This window comes from Arthrobacter pullicola (assembly GCF_014836875.1).
In the GTDB taxonomy this organism is placed as follows: domain Bacteria; phylum Actinomycetota; class Actinomycetes; order Actinomycetales; family Micrococcaceae; genus Arthrobacter_B; species Arthrobacter_B pullicola.
Genome location: NZ_JACSQC010000006.1, coordinates 12960 through 29505, shown reverse-complemented (window position 1 = coordinate 29505; position 16546 = coordinate 12960). Strand labels below are relative to the sequence as shown.

The following is a 16546-nucleotide window of genomic DNA, read 5'->3' as shown; positions in this document are numbered from 1 at the left end:
AGGGGCCCGGACCGGGGCGACGGGACACAGCCCAGGCGTTGACAAAACCGCGCTCTGACGGTTGGCTGGCTCCAGCCGGGGGGCTGGGCCGGCGGCCCGTAAAGCCGGAAAATACTGCCGATGAACTAAAGAGAGCAGCACCATGAGCCAGCGCTCTGCCGTCCGTGTCCTGGAGGTTCCGGACGCCCGCATCTTCTACGATCTCGCGGAGGTCAAAAGAAGCCCGTCACCGCCGCTGCTGCTGTTTGGTTCACCCATGGACGCCAGCGGCTTCGCGGCGTTGGCCGACCGGTTTCCGGACCGGACCACCGTCACTTTTGACCCGCGGGGGACAGGGCGGAGCGAGACGGAAAGTCTCGAGTCCTCGCCGGAGCAGCATGCCCGGGACCTGCAGGCCCTGGTCATGGAGCTTGGGGGCACCCCGGTGGACATGTTTGCCAGCAGCGGGGGAGCGGTGAACGCGCTGGCTTTCGCGCGCCTGGCCGGGGACTTGGTCAGTGTCCTCGTGGTGCATGAACCGCCGCTGGCACAGATCCTTCCGGACCGGGATGCTGCCCTTGCGGGCATCAACGAGATCCTGCGGACCTACGCAGAGAGCGGCCAGGGACCCGCCATGGCACGGTTCATGGCCTACGCCGGGTGGCAGGGGGAGTTTCCGGCGGATGCCGCATTCCTGGCCGCGTCCGGGCGGCAGGAACCGGGCTTACCGGAAACGGACGACGGCGCCCGTAATGACCCGCTGTTCGGCCGGAACCTGCTGACCTGCACAACCTTTCAGCCGGACTTCGAAGGGCTCCGTGATGGTCCGGCAAGCATCGTCGTGGGGGTGGGTGAGGCTTCAGGCGGCACAATGGCGGCACGCGCCGCTGCAGTGACAGCTGATCGGCTGGGAACACTGCCGGTGACGTTTCCCGGCGGACACGGCGGGTTCCTGGGCCCGGAATCCGGACCTGGTGCGGGAGACCCGGGCGCGTTTGCCGAGGTGCTGCGCCAGGTGCTGGACGGAAGGTAGCCGGCAGCCCCGGCTTTCCCGGAACGGCCAGCGGCGGCACGGCGGGTGAGGACTGCGCTCCGCAGCTGGCGGAAAATGCCGATGAGCCCAAAAACCACGGGCATGACGGCGATGATCCCGGCCACCGGATCGCCGACCAACAGCAGGATGCTTACCCCGAAAAAGATGTGCAGGCAGTACCCGGCTGCCCGAACGGATTCGGGGCGCCTCCGGACGGCGGTGGTGAGGGTGGTGATGATTGCTCCCAAGTATTGCCGGGCTCCTGCTGCAGCGAAGCCCCCGGAACCATTGGCTCCGGGGGCTTCGATAGGGAGCCTCCTGCCAGAATCGAACTGGCGACCTTCTCATTACGAGTGAGACGCTCTACCAACTGAGCTAAGGAGGCGGGCTTCCTCTGCACCGGGCTACCGGCCAGAATCCACAAGGAATAACTTTATACGGCGGGAGCACCCGGGTCAAAAGCGCCACTGGGAGGCGCATGCTTCCCAGTGGCACCGGACCGCCCGGGACCGGAGATTTTCGGTGCCGAAGAGTGCTGGAGCCCGAAGAATGCTGGGACCCGAAGAAGGCTAGGAACAGACCAGTCCGTCCTGGGGCACCGTCCCGTCGATGAAGTAGTCATCCACCGCATCCGCGATGCACTGGTTTCCGCGGCCATACGCGGTGTGGCCCTCAGCCTCCCAGGTGAGGAGCACTGCCGAGTCCAGCTGGTCTGCCAGGGCCTGTGACCACTCGTACGGGGTGGCCGGGTCGCCGGTGGTGCCGATGACCAGCAGGGGCGCAGCCCCCTCTGCAGCGATCGGGTGCGGTTCGTTCACCGGAGCATGCGGCCACGCCTCGCAGGTCAGCCCGCCGTAAGCGAGGAACCGGCCCAAAGTCGGGGAGGCTTCCTCCAGCTCGGCGGCATCACCGGCCATGGCCGCGCGGTCCGTTTCCATGGGGTAGTCAAGGCAGTTCACTGCGCTGAACACCTCGGAGGAATTGGAGGCGTACGTGCCGTCCTCGTTCCGTTCGGCGCCCAGATCAGCCAGCATCAGCATGATCGTGGGGTCTCCGCGCAGCGCCGCGCTGAGGGCCTGGGTCAGCGCCGGCCAGTTAGCGTCGTTGTACAGGGGGAGGATGAATCCGCTCACGAACGTGGAGGCGTTCACCAGCCGGCCGTCCGCTGCGGTCAGGGGGCTCGCTTCGACGGAGGCGATGAGGCTGCGGATGGTCTGCACGCCGTCGTCGACGCTGCCGTCCAGCGGGCAGTTGGAGGAGGACTGGCAGTCTTCGACGTAGGACCGGATGGCCGTTTCGAAGGCGCGGGCCTGGTCCAGGGTGATCTCCTCGTTGCTGGCGGAGGGATCAATGCCGCCATCCAGCACCATCCGGCCGACGTTCCCCGGGAACAGCTCTGCGTAAGTCGCGCCCAGGAAGGTGCCATAGGAGAAGCCCAGATAGTTCAGTTTCGGATCATTGGCGACGGCGCGCAGGATGTCCATGTCCCGCGCCGCACTCTCGGTGTCCACGAAGCCAAGCAGCTCACCGGTTTCCGTGGCGCACTGCTCGGCATAGGCGCGGGCGCTTTCCCGGGCTTCCTCGAAACCGGCGTCGGTGGACGGATCGATGGTTTCAGCACGTGCTTCATCGAGCTCTTCATCGCTCAGGCAGTCCACCGGGCTGGAACGGCCCACACCGCGCGGATCGAAGCCCAGCACGTTGAAGCTGCCGCGCAGCCTGTCGGTGGTGACCCCCTCCAGGGATTCGAGAACCGTGTCATATCCCGAGCCGCCGGGTCCGCCGGGGTTGAGCAGGATGGTTCCTTCGGGCGTGCCGCCGGCTTCGGCCAGGATCACTTCGAGCCCTATGCTGGCGCCGCCGGGATCCGCGTAGTCCATGGGCACTTCAACGCTGGCGCAGAGGAATTCCTCCTCGCATGGCTCCCACACCACCTCCTGCGTGTAGAACGGCTCAAGCTCCGCCGGAACGTCACCGATGACTTCCGGCGCCGCGGACTGCGTGCCCTCTTCCGGGCCCTGGGAATTATCCGGTGTGCAGGCAACCAGGGAAGCCAGTACGACGGCGGCGGCACCGGCGGCTGCCGCGGCGCGGCGCAGGGTGCGGACGGAAGTCCGGGGACGGCGTCGTACTGGGGGCATGGGTGCGGCTCCTGAGTCCGTAGGGGGTCTGGTGCTGTGGCGGGGTGGAATCACAAAAGGCTGACCGCCATCGCTTCAATAGCCAGCAGCGGGGCCACATTGGTGGTGACCAGGCGGCGGCGGACGGCATTGATTTCGTCCATGCGCGCCAGGGTAACCTCTGCCGTGGCGCGGGCAGCGAACGCCTCAAGTTCGGGGCGGAGCGCCTCGTTGACCAGGTCCGTCCCGGAGCCCAGCTGAAGTACCAGGACGTCGCGGTAGAAGGACAGCAGATCTGTCAGCGCCCGGTCGAAGTAGTCATTCTTGGAGCGCTTGGCCCGGCGCAGCTGGTCATCTTCAAGCCGTTTAACCTGGCTGCGCATGGCCGGCGGCAGGGTTCCCGTCTCCGGGGCGCCGAGGGAGGCCAGCAGCGCCGCCTTCTCCTCGGCATTGCGCTGTTCGAAGGAACTGGCAGCCTCCGCCTCGGCCAGGGCCACCAGATCCGCCGCCACCTTCATGGCACCCGATACGCTGCGCAGGGACAGGGGAAGGCGCACGATCTTCTCCCGCCGGGCCCTGGCACCTTCGTCGGTGGCCAGGCGCTTGGCCACACCAACGTGGCTTTGGGCGGCCCGGGCCACTTCTTCGGCGACGGTGGGGTCGATCCCGTCGCGGCGGACCAGGAGTTCAGCGACGTCGGCCGCCGGAGGGAGCCGCAGGCCCACGGGACGGCACCGGGACCGGATGGTCACCAGCACATCGCCCGGGCTGGGCGCGCACAGCAGCCAGATGGTCCGCGGCGGCGGTTCCTCAATCGCCTTGAGGAGCACATTGGTGCTGCGTTCCTGCATCCTGTCGGCGTCTTCGACGATCAGCACCCGCCAGCGTCCGGTGGAGGGCTTGTCCTGCGCCTTTTTCACCAGTTCCCGGGCCTCGTCAATGCTGATCGTGACCTTTTCCGTGGTGACGGAGGAGACGTCGGCATGGGAACCGGCCAAGGCGGTGCGGCAGGCCCGGCATTGCCCGCAGCCGCGCGCGGAGGGGTCCTCAACTTCGCACAGCAGGGCGGCGGCAAAGGCCCTGGCGGCATTCGACCGGCCCGATCCGGGCGGGCCGGTGAACAGCCAGGCATGGGTCGGACGATCTTCGGCAGCCGCGCGGCGCAGCTGCTCGACTACCGGGGCCTGTCCCTGGAGGTCATCCCAGACGCTCACGGCAGCAGCCCGCCGATCCGGGCCAGGATTTTCTCCGCCAGAACGGGCACCGGGAGACCTGCGTCCAGCACCAGATACCGTTCAGGGGATTCCCCGGCCAGCGTCAGGAATGCGGTCCGGATACTGCCGTGGAATTCGTCGGGTTCGGATTCCAGCCGGTCCTCGGCGTCAGCGGCAGCGGTGCGGCGGCTCCTGCCCGCGCCGGGATCCACGTCCAGCAGCACCGTGAGATCCGGGACCAGGCCCTCCGTGGCCCATTCGTTGATCCCTCGGACGGTGTCCGTACCCAGTGCACGTCCGGCACCCTGGTAGGCAACGGAGGAATCGATGTAGCGGTCACAGACCACGACGTCGCCGCGTTCCAGTGCAGGCCGGATCACCTGCTGGACGTGGGCCGCGCGGGATGCGGCAAAGATGAGGGCTTCGGTGCGGGGATCGATTTCCCCGTGGCCATGTTCCAGGACGAGTCCCCGCAGCTTCTCGCCCACAGGAGTCCCGCCGGGCTCGCGGGTCCGGACAACCCGCCGTCCGTCCCGTTCCAGGGCCTCCGTGAGCAGCGAAGCCTGCGTCGACTTACCGGCGCCGTCGCCGCCTTCAAAGGCAATAAAGAGGCCGGCGGAAGGTTTCGAAATACTCACCCGCATAGCCTACCTAGTCACGCTGGGAACGCCGTGCCGGCCGCCGGCAGCCGGGCGGCGGCCGGCGGGCGTGAAACATGACGGAGCATAGCGAAACGTTCGGTGGCGCCGCGTCCGGCGGGTCTAGGCTGAATCCCATGAGCACAGCCACCGAGCCGAAACGCCATGCGGCGAACCTGTCCGCTGAAACCCTTGTGGTGTCCGCCGGGCGCCCGGAACGCACCCCGGATTCGGCGGTCAACCCGCCGATCGTCCTTACCTCGACGTTTCACGGAACCGGGGAAACCCGGGACGGGGACCGGATCTACGGCAGGTACTCCAACCCCACGTGGGAACCGTTCGAGGAGGCCCTGGGAGCTCTCGAGAACGCTGAGCTGCCGGCGCTGGTCTACTCCTCCGGGCTGGCAGCAGTCATCGCCGCGCTGTCCCTGATCCCCACCGGCGGAACCCTGGTGATGCCCCGGCACAGCTATCAGGGTTCGCTCCTGCTGGCCGCCGGAGATGCGCAGAACGGCCGGATCAGCGTCCGCACAGTGGACATCGCGAACACTGCCGAGGTTATCGAAGCGCTCGACGGGGCTGCGATGCTCTGGCTGGAAAGCCCCACCAACCCGATGCTGGAAGTCGCCGATATTGAGGCGCTGAGCGCGGCGGCCCACGCTGCCGGAGCCATCGTGGTCGCAGATAACACCTTCTCCACGCCCCTCGTGACCCGGCCCCTGGACCTGGGTGCCGACGTCGTCGTCCATTCGGTGACCAAGTACCTTTCCGGCCATTCCGACGTCGTCCTCGGCGCAGCGGTTACCTCCGATCCGGAGCTGCGCGCCCAGCTGCTGACCTACCGTTCGCTGCACGGTGCAGTGGGCGGTCCGTTCGAGGTGTGGCTGGCCCTGCGCGGCCTGCGTACGCTGGCGCTGCGGGTGGAACGGTCCATGGCGACGGCGATGGACCTGGCAGGGCGGCTGCAGCAGCATCCAGCCGTGGAAAACGTCCGCTACCCGGGACTGCCCGGAGATCCCGGGCATGCCAGGGCAGCCGGGCAGATGAACGGCTTCGGCTCGATCCTCTGCATCGAGGTCGCCGGCGGCGCTGCAGCTGCGGACGCCGTAACCGAAAAGGTGGGGCTCTGGTTGCCGGCCACCTCACTGGGCGGAGTCGAATCACTGATCGAGCGGCGGAGGCGGCAGCCGGCTGAACCGGTATCTGTTCCGGAGAACCTGCTGCGGCTGTCCGTGGGAATCGAAAACGTTGAAGACCTCTGGAACGACCTTGAGCAGGCGCTGGCACGGTAGGCTGGCCGAGTGATACAAGTCTTCCAGCTGCAGAACCTGCTCTACCTGGTGCTGGGCCTCGTGGCCCTGGGAATTGAGCTGTGGGCCTTCGCGGACTGCGCCCGGCGCAAGCCCGCGGATTTCGAGCGCGCCTACAAGCGGACCAAGGGGTTCTGGATGGGCCTCACCGGCGGTGCCGCCGCGGTGGGTCTGCTCTCGGTGCTGCTGTTCGGCCCGCTGGCCCTGCTCCTCTTTGAGCTGGCAGCCGTGGTTGCGGCGTCGGTCTACCTGGCGGACGTCCGGCCGGCCCTGAACGAGTCCAAGGGACGCGGCGGAACCTACGGTTCCTGGTAGCCGCCCGGCGGCCTGCCGCTGGGACCCGCTGACGCTAGGACCCTGGTTCGACGGCGTTCCAGGCGACCGTGATTTCGCCCAGCCGCCACCGGTCCGGGCCGGTCAGCAGCGGCCAGCCCTGGCTGCGCAGAATCCGGCACATGGAGATCCAACGCTGCCGGTTGCCATAGGAAGCCATCGGCGCTGCGCCCAGCCAGGCCGTATCCATTGCCTGCAGGAAGGCGTGCACCCGTTCCCCGGGAACATTGCGGTGGATCAGGGCCTTTGGCAGGCGCTCGGCAACGTCGGACGGCCGCTCGAACGCACCGAACCGAAGCGAGATGCTCAGGGAGACCGGGCCCGCCGGATCCAGAACCACCCACGTGGAACGCCGGCCAATCTCGTCACACGTGCCGTCAACAAAAATCCCACCGTCTGCGAGACGGCTGCGGACCATGTCCCAGTGGGCGCCGTACTCGGCTTCGCTGTACTGGCGCAGCACGTTGAAGGCCCGCACCATCACCGGACGCCGTCCGTCGACAGGCAGTTCGAATCCGCCCTGGCGGAAGCTCAGCCCAGAGCGCTCGAGCGGCTTGGCCGCCAGGACCCGGTGGGGGTCGATTTCAATCCCGACCACGTTAACGTCCCGCCGCACACTGCCCATCCGGTGGTGCAGTTCTACCGCCGTCGTCGGTGCAGCCCCATAGCCGAGGTCGATGACGAGCGGGTCAGCCGCCCGGCGCAGCCGCCACGCTTCGGGCCCGGCCAGCCAGCGGTCCACCCGGCGTAAGCGATTGGGGTTTGTAGTGCCCCGGGTCATATTTCCAACGGGTTTGAGGGGAATTTGCACCAAACAATATTACTGGCCGGGAGGGTGTGGTCCTGACCGGGGGAGCGGGTGCCGTGCTGCCGGGCGGCAGCCCCGCCCTTTGCCCGGCCTTGGTTACGCCGCCGCCCTGCCCGCCGCCAGTCCTCTCCGATACGATGAATTTATGACCTACAAAGTGATCCTTCTGCGCCACGGGCAGAGTGAATGGAATGAAAAGAACCTCTTCACCGGCTGGGTGGATGTAGACCTCACGGACCTGGGCCGGGCGGAAGCGCTCCGCGGCGGGGAGCTGCTGGTGGAGAACGGCATTCTGCCGGACGTCCTCTATACCTCCAGGCTGCAGCGGGCCATCAACACGGCCAACATCGCCCTGGGCGCGGCGGACCGCATTTGGATCGATGTCAAGCGCAGCTGGCGCCTGAACGAACGGCACTACGGTGCTCTCCAGGGCAAGGACAAGGCACAGACCCTGGCCGAGTACGGCGAGGACCAGTTCATGCTCTGGCGCCGTTCCTACGACACCCCGCCGCCGCCCCTGCCGGATGACAGCGACTTCTCCCAGGCGCACGATCCGCGCTACGCGGACCTCAGCGCGGATGAGCTGCCGCGGACCGAGTGCCTCAAGGATGTCCTGGAACGCTTCCTGCCCTACTGGGAAACGGAGATCACGCAGGACATCAAGGCCGGGAAGACGGTGATGATCGCCGCGCACGGTAATTCGCTCCGTGCTTTGGTTAAGCACCTTGACGGGATTTCCGACGCCGACATCGCCGCCGTGAACATTCCCACCGGTATCCCGCTGGTGTACGAACTCGACGAGAACCTGGTGCCGGTCAAGGCTGGTGGCACCTATCTGGATCCGGAGGCCGCAGCGGCGTCCATCCAGGCCGTGGCGAACCAGGGCAAGCAGAAGAAATAACTTTTCCATGCAGAAGGCGCTCCTCCCATCGCGGGAGGAGCGCCTTCTGTCTATCTGCCAGCTGGGCCGGCCGGAGTTAGCAGATTAGAGCGGGCTCTCAGAGATCGGCTGCCACTCGCCGGTCACGAGGTAGTTGACCTTGCGGGTGACCGATACACCGTGGTCGGCGAACCGCTCGAAGTAGCGGCTGGCCAGCGTCAGGTCCACGGTGGTGACGGCGGAGTTGTTCCACTCCGGGGAGGCCACGGCCTTAAACACGCTTACGTGGAGCTCGTTGATCCGCGTGTTGTGCGCGTAGATGTCCTTGCTGAGTTCCAGGTTGCGGGTCTCCAGGAGCTCGGTCAGGAGTTCCGAGATCGCAATGTCCAGGCGGGCCATCTCCTTGAAAGTCTCGACCATGGAATCGGGAACCACGTTGGCCGGGTAGCGCAGGCGGGCCAGCTGGGCGATGTGGCGGGCCAAGTCGCCCATGCGTTCGAGCGAGGCGCTCATCCGCAGGGAACCGACGATCATCCGCAGGTCGCTGGCCACAGGTCCCTGCAGTGCCAGAATATCGATGGCCCGCTCGTCGAGATCGTTCTGCAGGAAGTCAATGCGTGCGTCGGCGGCGATCACGTCCTGGGCGAGCTCGGTATCTGCGGTCTCGAACGCCAGAGTGGCCTTCTTCATTGCCTCGGTGACGAGCTGGGAAATCTGGGTCAGCTCCTCTCCGATCTGGTGAAGCTCGGCTTGGAAAACCTTGCGCACTGATGCGTCCTTTCGATGAACATTTATACAGCCGGCCGCCAGCCGGTACGGCTCCGTCAATGGTGCCAGTAACCGGTGAACGAACGGCCCCCTTGAAGTGAACGTTAGTTTAACGCTTGGGTGAATGCCACCGGAGGGCAGTCCGGCGCCATTCCGTCCGCCTAAGCTAGGGACTGTGAATCCTGTACTTCTGGGCCTGCTGTCAGGCGTCCTTGGCCTGGCCGTTGGCGTCTTCGGCGTTGTCGCCTATATGTCCAGCCAGCGGCACCGCCGTGACTTGGCGGAGGTGGACGAGCCCGCGCTTTCCGAAGGGGCAGCCGAGATCCTTGGCGTCCTCGGCCGGGCGTACATCGTGGTGGACGGGATAGACGGCGTGGTCCGGGCCAGCCCCGGAGCCTATGCCTTCGGGCTGGTCCGCGGGCACACCCTCATGCAGGAAGAGGTGCTCGCGCTGACCGCCCGGGTCCGCCGGGACGGAGTGATCGAGGATAAGTTCGTTGAACTGCACCGGGGCGTGCTGGGTCAGAGCAGCCTGATACTCCAGCTGCGGGTGGCGCCGATTGCGGAGGAGTACATCCTGATCCTGGCCGACGACCGCACGGAAGCCACCCGTACCGAGGAGATGCGCAACGACTTTGTTGCCAACGTTTCGCATGAACTGAAGACGCCGGTTGGTGCCATCTCACTGCTGGCAGAGGCGATCGACGGCGCCGCAGCGGACGAGGAAGCCGTGCGGCGCTTCGCCAAGCGGATGAACAAGGAAGCCGTCCGGCTTGCCGCGCTGGTGCAGGACATTATCGAACTGTCCCGGCTGCAGGGCGCGGACATGGTTGATCATGCCGAGCCGGTGGACATCAATGAACTCGTCGCCCATGCCGTGGAGGCCAACCGTCTCCCGGCAGAAAACCGGAACATCACCCTGGTGGTGGGCGGTACGGCGGAGAACCCCGTCTACGCAGACGGCCCCATGCTGACCACGGCCTTCCGCAACCTGATCGACAACGCGATCCGCTATTCCCCCGAGGGCAGCCAAGTGGGGGTCGGGATCCGGTCCCGCGACGGCCTTGCCCAGATAACGGTCACCGACCGGGGGCCCGGCATTCCGGCCGAGGACCAGGAACGGGTGTTCGAGCGCTTCTACCGGCTCGACTCGGCCCGTTCGCGCAATACCGGCGGCAACGGCCTGGGACTGAGCATCGTGAAGCACGTTGTCTCCAACCACGGCGGAGAAATCAGCCTGTGGTCCCAGCCCGGCCAGGGATCAACCTTTACCGTGCGGCTTCCGGAGATGGACACCGCCGAAACAGATGAACAGGCGGAAATGCCGTCACAAACCACCGGCGCACCGGCGCCGGCCAACAAGGAGTAAGTGCTTGAGCAGGATCCTGATTGTCGAGGACGAAGAGTCCTTTAGCGACCCGCTGTCCTACCTGCTCGAACGCGAGGGGTTCGACGTCGCCGTCGTGGACAACGGCATAGACGCCGTTGTGGAGTTTGACCGCTCCGGTGCCGACCTGGTGCTGCTGGACCTGATGCTCCCGGGCCTGTCCGGGACGGAAGTCTGCCGGCAGCTGCGCCAGCGCTCGGACGTGCCGATCATCATGCTGACCGCCCGCGACGCCGAGATAGACAAGGTGGTCGGCCTGGAACTGGGGGCCGACGACTACGTGACGAAACCGTACTCGTCCCGCGAGCTTCTGGCCCGGGTCCGGGCTGTCCTGCGACGCCGGAGCGACGCCGGAGACTTCAACGCGGCGACGGTGCAGGCCGGGCCGGTCCGCATGGACGTTGAACGGCATGTGGTGAGTGTGGACGGCCAGGCCGTATCCATGCCGCTGAAGGAGTTCGAACTGCTGGAAATGCTGCTGCGGAACTCCGGCCGGGTGATGACCCGCGGCCAGCTGATCGAGCGGGTCTGGGGCGCGGACTACGTGGGGGACACGAAGACCCTGGACGTGCACGTCAAACGCCTGCGGGCGAAGCTTGAGCCCGATCCCTCAGCACCCCGGCACCTGGTGACCGTCCGCGGGCTCGGCTACAAGTTCGAGGCCTGAGGCCGGCGGCGCGGCCTAAGGACGAAGGCTGCCAGCAGGCGGGACTCCATGGGCCGGCCGCCGCAGGGCATCGTTGAACAGGGTGTCCTTTAACAGAGAATGGAGCCCCTCCGGGTAAACCGGAGGGGCTCCATTCTCTGTTTTTGTTTCGTGGCTCCGTTACGGAGCGGCAGTGCCGGTGGGAGCTCCGGTGGCCTCACCAGCAGCGGGTGCGGTGGCTTCGCCGGCCGCCTCCTCGGTTGCTTCGCTGGTGGGAGTTGCCTCCGCCGTGGGCAGGTAGTCCTGGTAATAGGAGACCTGGCCGTCGACGACCGGAATGTTCAGGGTTGCGGTCTCGGAAGCGGCCGTGGCTTCAGCGCGGATACCGGTGCCGGGAATTACGTTGACGGACGCGACGAGCACCTCGGACTGCGGGGCATCGTCGTAGATGACCTTGCCGCCGGCCGGGATGTTCCAGGAGAGATCCGATCCGCCAATCGACAGTTCAAGGTTGATGGGTTCGGAGGAAGTGTTGGCCACGGTGCCCAGCAGGCGTCCGGGGTCGCCGTCGCCGTCGCTGACCAGCACGATGTTCCGCAGCTGCAGGTCGCCGAGGTCCTGGACGATGCCGTCGGACGGGGAGTACTCCAGGGTGGTTGCCTGATCGTTCACGGCACTGCAGCCGGTGGCGCCCAGCAGCGACAGCGCGATAACACCGGCGGCGGCAGCGGTCCGCGTCCGGTTCTTGGGTGTGAATCTCACAGCACAAACTCCTGAAGTGTGGCGGTCGGGGGACCGGGGGAACGTTTGCTCCATAGCCTATCGGCATTCCCCGTAAAACATGGATTTAGAGACATTGGGTGCCCGCGGAAACTACTCAGGACGGCACGTGTGCAAGGCCGAATACTACTCAGTTTTGGGACCTGTGCCGCTGACCTGCGCAAACTCTTCTCGGCGTGTCGCTTGCATGCTAAACTGAAGTCCGGGAAAGGGGAAAGTCCACATGGTTTTTGAGGTTGGCGAAACAGTTGTTTATCCTCACCACGGTGCCGCGAAGATCGAAGAGATCAAGATGCGGACCATCAAGGGCGAAGAGAAGATGTATCTCAAGCTCAAGGTGGCACAGGGTGATCTGACCATTGAAGTACCGGCTGAAAACGTTGACCTCGTTGGGGTGCGCGATGTCGTGGGCAAGGAAGGCCTCGAGCATGTTTTCGATGTCCTCCGCGCCGAACTGACTGAAGAGCCCACAAACTGGTCCCGCCGATACAAGGCAAATCTGGAAAAGCTCGCCTCGGGCGACGTCGTCAAGGTAGCCGAGGTTGTCCGCGACCTGTGGCGCCGCGACCACGACCGCGGCCTTTCCGCAGGCGAGAAGCGCATGCTTGCGAAGGCCCGCCAGATTCTCATTTCGGAGCTGGCCCTGGCCGAAAAGACAGACGAAGACCAGGCCGCTGCTGTACTGGACGAAGTTCTGGCCAGCTAAGCACCCGGTAGACGATTGCCGCTCCCATCGGGGGCGGCAATCGTGGTTTAACGGCCCTTGCGGCGCCTCGTGGGACGTGAGGCCACTAGGCTTGGGCTGTGTCTGAATCCATTCCCGGCCCCCACCGCGTGGGCATCATCCTGGTTGCCGGCGGTTCCGGCCAGCGCCTCGGCTACGGCATGCCGAAGGCGCAGGTTCCCCTGGCCGGCGAGATGCTCCTGGCGCACGCCCTCCGCGGCGTGGACGCCTCCGGCGTCGCATCCCACATCAGCGTCGCGGTGCCTGCTGGCGACGCTGCCCTTCGGGCCCTGTGCACCGCCATGCGTCTGGGCTGTCCCATCACCGTCGTTGACGGCGGTGCCACCCGTTCCGACTCCGTCCGTGCGGCACTGAACGTCCTTCCAGAGGACCTCCACGCCGTTCTGGTGCATGACGCGGCCCGGGCTCTGGCCCCGGCGCAGGTTTTTCACCGGGTCGCCTCCGCTTTGGCAGCGGGTGCGGAGGCCGTGATCCCGGCGGTTCCCGTGGTGGACACGGTCAAGTCGGTGGCGCCCACCGACGGCGGCGAGGCAGCGTTGGCGCCCTTCCGCGTCACCGGAACCCCGGACCGTTCCTCCCTGCGGGCCGTGCAGACACCGCAGGGGTTCGACGCCGGGTTGCTGCGCCGGGCGCATGCTGCCGCGGCGGACTTTGATGAGCAGCAGGCGGCGGCGATCACGGACGACGCGATGCTGGCCGAGAGCCTTGGAGCCACCGTGCACGTGGTCGAAGGCTCCGATATGTCCCTGAAAATCACCACGCCGCTGGACCTGCTGCTCGCTGAAGCTGTGCTGTCCAAAGGCACCAGCATGCAGGAGGACTAACCCCATGGGATCCGTTTCCCTTCCCCGCACCGGCATCGGGACAGACGTCCACGCCTTCGCCCCCGGTGATTCGCCCCGGCCCCTGTGGGTGGCGGGCCTGCACTGGGAGAATGAGCGCGGCCTGGCCGGGCATTCAGACGGCGATGTGGTGGCCCACGCCGCCGCGGACGCCCTGTTTTCCGCTGCCGGCATTGGAGACCTTGGCACCCACTTCGGCACCAGCCGGCCTGAGTACGCCGGAGCGGCCGGCACTGTTCTCCTCGCCGAAGCGGCGCGGCTGGTGCGCGCGGCAGGGTTCCGGATCGGGAACATTTCAGTGCAGCTGATCGGGAACCGGCCCAAATTCAGCCCGCGTCGCGCCGAAGCTGAAGCCGTACTCAGCGCGGCCGCGGGAGCGCCGGTGAGCGTTTCTGCCACCACCACCGATGGGCTTGGCTTCACCGGACGCGGGGAAGGCCTCGCCGCAGTGGCGACGGCCGTCGTCGCCGCGGACCAGGCGTAACGAAGCTGCCGGTGCAGTGAGCGGCAGGCGGTAGCCTAGAGCAGTGAGCCTGAGATTCTATGACACAGCAACCGCGCAGGTCCGGAACTTTGAACCGCTGGTTCCGGGGCAGGTCAGCCTGTACTACTGCGGTGCCACCGTGCAGGGCCTCCCGCATGTGGGGCACATCCGCTCCGCGATTGCCTTCGATCAGCTCACCCGCTGGCTCCAGGCCCGCGGCTTCCGGGTCACGACTGTCCGCAACGTCACCGACATCGATGACAAAATCCTGGCCAAGGCTGCGGCATCCGCTGGTGCCGAGCCGGCTCCCGGGGTAGTTCCGGACGAACCGTGGTGGGCCCTGGCCTACCGTTACGAGCAGGAATTCTCCCGCGCCTACGACACCCTGGGCGTGCAGCGGCCCACCTATGAACCCCGCGCCACCGGACACATCCCGGAGATGCACACGCTCATCCAGCGCCTCATCGACGCCGGCCACGCGTACCCCGCCCTGGATGACTCCGGGGACGTCTACTTCGACGTGCGTTCCTGGCCTTCCTACGGCTCGCTGACCCGGCAGAACATCGACGACATGCAGGCAGCGCCCGACGCCGATCCCCGGGGCAAACGGGATCCGCGGGACTTCGCGCTGTGGAAGGGCCACAAGGACACCGACCCCGAGACAGCCGCCTGGGACAGCCCCTGGGGCCGCGGCCGGCCGGGCTGGCACCTGGAATGCTCCGCGATGGTGACGAAATACCTCGGCCCGCGTTTCGACATCCACGGCGGCGGACTGGACCTGCGGTTCCCGCACCACGAAAACGAAATGGCACAATCGCAGGCAGCCGGAGACGGTTTCGCGAACTTTTGGATGCACAACGGCATGGTCACCTTCGAAGGCGAGAAGATGTCCAAGTCGATCGGCAACACGATCAGCCCGGAGCAGATGCTCGCCGAGGCATCCCCGCGGGTCGTCCGGTACTACCTGGGCCAGGCCCACTACCGGTCCGTGCTGGATTACCGGCCCACCTCGCTGCAGGAAGCTGCTGCCGCGGTGGAGCGGATCGACGGGTTCATCGCCAAGGCCGCAGCCAAACTGGGCGACGGCGTGCACGGCACGCCGGCAGACCTTCCGGAAGCCTTCGGCGCAGCCATGGACGACGACCTGAACGTTCCGCAGGCCCTGGCCGTGCTGCACGAAACTGTGCGTACCGGCAACACAGCCCTGGCGGCGTCGGACCTCGAAACCGTCCGGACCGCCCTGACCCAGGTCCGCGCCATGACGGCTGTCCTCGGCCTGGACGCAGTGCAGACCGGATCCACGGCGGCCGGGCCTGAGCACCAGGCACTGGACAGCCTGATCCAGGACCGGCTGCGGGAACGCAGCGAAGCCCGCAGCGCCAAGGACTGGGCACGTGCCGATGCCATCAGGGACGCGCTGGCGGCGGCCGGAGTGGTGGTTGAGGACACACCCGACGGCGCGCTCTGGTCCCTCGACGCGGGCTAGGCTGCCGGTTCCCGGCTGCGTACGTTGGGCATGGAACGCGGCCGGGGAGCAGTCCGCGTAAACTAGAAGTAGTGCTTTCTTCTACTTAAGGTGTAACCCATGGCCAATAACGGACGACCCGGCGCAATGCGCAAAGCCAAAAAGGGCCCCAGCCAGGGCACCGGAGGCCTCGGACGCAAGGCTCTTGAAGGCAAGGGCCCGACGCCGAAGGCCGAGGACCGCCCCTACCACAAGGCCTACAAGAACAAGCAGCTTTCCGAGCGCTCTGCCGCCAAGCACGGCGGTCAGCGCGCCGGCGGCCGCAACGCACCGGCCCGGGGCAAGGTTGCCGAGGAGGTAGTCACCGGACGTAACTCCGTCGTTGAGGCGCTGCGCGCCGGCATTCCGGCCAAGGCCCTGCACGTGGCCGTGCGGATCGACATGGACGACCGGGTCCGGGAGTCCCTGAAAATGGCCACCGAGCGCGGGCTGCCCGTCATGGAAACCCACAAGCCCGAGCTGGACCGCATGACCAACGAGGCCGTGCACCAGGGGCTGGTCCTGCAGATCCCGCCGTACGAATACGCCGATCCGATGGACCTGGCCGAGGAAACCCTCGCAGCCTGGAAGAAGGGGCACATCAAAAACGCCCCCCTGTTCGTGGCGCTGGACGGCATCACCGATCCGCGTAACCTCGGTGCCATCATCCGTTCCGCCTCGGCCTTCAGCGCCCACGGCGTCATCGTTCCGGAGCGGCGCTCCGTCGGCGTGACCGCCTCGGCTTGGAAAACCAGCGCCGGAGCAGCTGTCCGCGTGCCGGTGGCACGCGCCAGCAACCTGAACAACACGCTGAAGACCTTCAAGAAAATGGGCATCTTCGTCCTGGGCCTCGATGGTGACGGGGACGTTTCCCTCCCGAACCTCGCCCTGGCCAAGGAACCTGTCTGCATCGTTGTCGGTTCTGAAGGCAAGGGGCTTTCCCGGCTCGTCCGGGAAAACTGCGACCAGATCGTCTCCATCCCCATCGACTCCGCCATGGAATCACTGAACGCCTCCATGGCAGTGGGGATTACACTCTACGAAGTATCACGCCAGCGTTCCGCCTAAGCCGAAC

Annotated in this window: 17 protein-coding genes and 1 tRNA gene; 11 read left to right on the top strand and 7 right to left on the bottom strand. The window is 66.4% G+C overall.

Going from position 1 to position 16546, the window contains the following annotated elements; genetic code table 11:
* Positions 1–142: 142 nt before the first annotated feature.
* Entirely contained in the window at positions 143–1012 is an 870-nt protein-coding gene (locus H9638_RS12890; protein ID WP_191747966.1) for an alpha/beta fold hydrolase, read from the top strand.
* A gap of 312 nt (positions 1013–1324) precedes the next feature.
* On the opposite strand, the gene H9638_RS12885 is transcribed toward H9638_RS12890, so the two are convergent.
* The 4 genes from H9638_RS12885 to tmk all read right to left on the bottom strand — a co-directional run bounded on the left by H9638_RS12885 (position 1325) and on the right by tmk (position 4978).
* Positions 1325–1397, bottom strand: a tRNA-Thr gene (locus H9638_RS12885).
* A 184-nt stretch (positions 1398–1581) separates the two neighbouring features.
* Positions 1582–3153 (bottom strand): alpha/beta hydrolase, encoded by a 1572-nt coding sequence (locus tag H9638_RS12880; RefSeq protein ID WP_191747964.1) that lies wholly within the window; start codon positions 3151–3153, stop codon positions 1582–1584.
* A 50-nt stretch (positions 3154–3203) separates the two neighbouring features.
* Positions 3204–4346 (bottom strand): DNA polymerase III subunit delta', encoded by a 1143-nt coding sequence (locus H9638_RS12875; protein ID WP_191747962.1) that lies wholly within the window; start codon positions 4344–4346, stop codon positions 3204–3206.
* Positions 4343–4978, bottom strand: coding sequence for a dTMP kinase (gene tmk, locus H9638_RS12870; RefSeq protein ID WP_191748290.1), 636 nt, complete (start codon positions 4976–4978; stop codon positions 4343–4345). The genes H9638_RS12875 and tmk overlap by 4 nt, the downstream gene beginning before the upstream one ends.
* Before the next feature lie 143 nt (positions 4979–5121).
* Here tmk and H9638_RS12865 point away from each other — a divergent pair, with 143 nt between their 5' ends.
* Together H9638_RS12865 and H9638_RS12860 are read left to right on the top strand one after the other, a co-directional pair.
* The gene (locus H9638_RS12865) at positions 5122–6276 is read left to right on the top strand and encodes a trans-sulfuration enzyme family protein (RefSeq protein ID WP_191747960.1); all 1155 of its coding nucleotides are present in this window, start codon (positions 5122–5124) and stop codon (positions 6274–6276) included.
* Between the two features lie 9 nt (positions 6277–6285).
* Positions 6286–6609: a DUF2516 family protein gene (locus tag H9638_RS12860; protein ID WP_191747958.1), complete on the top strand. Its 324-nt coding sequence runs from the start codon at positions 6286–6288 to the stop codon at positions 6607–6609.
* Between the two features lie 34 nt (positions 6610–6643).
* Here H9638_RS12860 and H9638_RS12855 read toward each other — a convergent pair whose 3' ends face one another.
* Complete coding sequence (locus tag H9638_RS12855; RefSeq protein ID WP_225217402.1) at positions 6644–7408, bottom strand: class I SAM-dependent methyltransferase; 765 nt, start codon at positions 7406–7408, stop codon at positions 6644–6646.
* A gap of 172 nt (positions 7409–7580) precedes the next feature.
* Here H9638_RS12855 and H9638_RS12850 point away from each other — a divergent pair, with 172 nt between their 5' ends.
* Positions 7581–8336 (top strand): phosphoglyceromutase, encoded by a 756-nt coding sequence (locus tag H9638_RS12850; protein ID WP_191747954.1) that lies wholly within the window; start codon positions 7581–7583, stop codon positions 8334–8336.
* A gap of 84 nt (positions 8337–8420) precedes the next feature.
* Here H9638_RS12850 and phoU read toward each other — a convergent pair whose 3' ends face one another.
* Positions 8421–9083, bottom strand: coding sequence for a phosphate signaling complex protein PhoU (gene phoU / locus H9638_RS12845; protein ID WP_191747952.1), 663 nt, complete (start codon positions 9081–9083; stop codon positions 8421–8423).
* 175 nt (positions 9084–9258) lie between these two features.
* Between phoU and H9638_RS12840 the strand changes: the two genes are divergently transcribed.
* Both H9638_RS12840 and H9638_RS12835 read left to right on the top strand, forming a co-directional pair.
* Entirely contained in the window at positions 9259–10452 is a 1194-nt protein-coding gene (locus H9638_RS12840) for a sensor histidine kinase (protein ID WP_318241875.1), read from the top strand.
* A gap of 4 nt (positions 10453–10456) precedes the next feature.
* Positions 10457–11137 carry a response regulator transcription factor gene (locus H9638_RS12835; protein ID WP_066300155.1) on the top strand — a complete coding sequence of 227 codons (681 nt, stop codon included), beginning with the start codon at positions 10457–10459 and terminating at the stop codon, positions 11135–11137.
* 159 nt (positions 11138–11296) lie between these two features.
* Here the strand turns inward: H9638_RS12835 and H9638_RS12830 are convergent, their stop codons facing one another.
* On the bottom strand, positions 11297–11878 hold the full coding sequence (locus tag H9638_RS12830) for a hypothetical protein (RefSeq protein ID WP_191747949.1): 582 nt from the start codon (positions 11876–11878) through the stop codon (positions 11297–11299).
* Positions 11879–12119: 241 nt separating this feature from the next.
* Here H9638_RS12830 and H9638_RS12825 point away from each other — a divergent pair, with 241 nt between their 5' ends.
* The 5 genes from H9638_RS12825 (at position 12120) to rlmB (ending at position 16539) form a co-directional block, all read left to right on the top strand.
* A complete protein-coding gene (locus tag H9638_RS12825) occupies positions 12120–12602 on the top strand; it encodes a CarD family transcriptional regulator (protein ID WP_066300159.1) in 483 nt (160 codons plus the stop codon).
* 98 nt (positions 12603–12700) lie between these two features.
* A complete protein-coding gene (gene ispD / locus H9638_RS12820; protein WP_191747947.1) occupies positions 12701–13465 on the top strand; it encodes a 2-C-methyl-D-erythritol 4-phosphate cytidylyltransferase in 765 nt (254 codons plus the stop codon).
* Positions 13466–13469: 4 nt separating this feature from the next.
* Positions 13470–13967: a 2-C-methyl-D-erythritol 2,4-cyclodiphosphate synthase gene (gene ispF / locus H9638_RS12815; protein ID WP_191747945.1), complete on the top strand. Its 498-nt coding sequence runs from the start codon at positions 13470–13472 to the stop codon at positions 13965–13967.
* 43 nt (positions 13968–14010) lie between these two features.
* The gene (gene cysS / locus H9638_RS12810; protein ID WP_191747943.1) at positions 14011–15453 is read left to right on the top strand and encodes a cysteine--tRNA ligase; all 1443 of its coding nucleotides are present in this window, start codon (positions 14011–14013) and stop codon (positions 15451–15453) included.
* 99 nt (positions 15454–15552) lie between these two features.
* The gene (gene rlmB, locus H9638_RS12805; RefSeq protein ID WP_191747941.1) at positions 15553–16539 is read left to right on the top strand and encodes a 23S rRNA (guanosine(2251)-2'-O)-methyltransferase RlmB; all 987 of its coding nucleotides are present in this window, start codon (positions 15553–15555) and stop codon (positions 16537–16539) included.
* Positions 16540–16546: the final 7 nt, after the last annotated feature.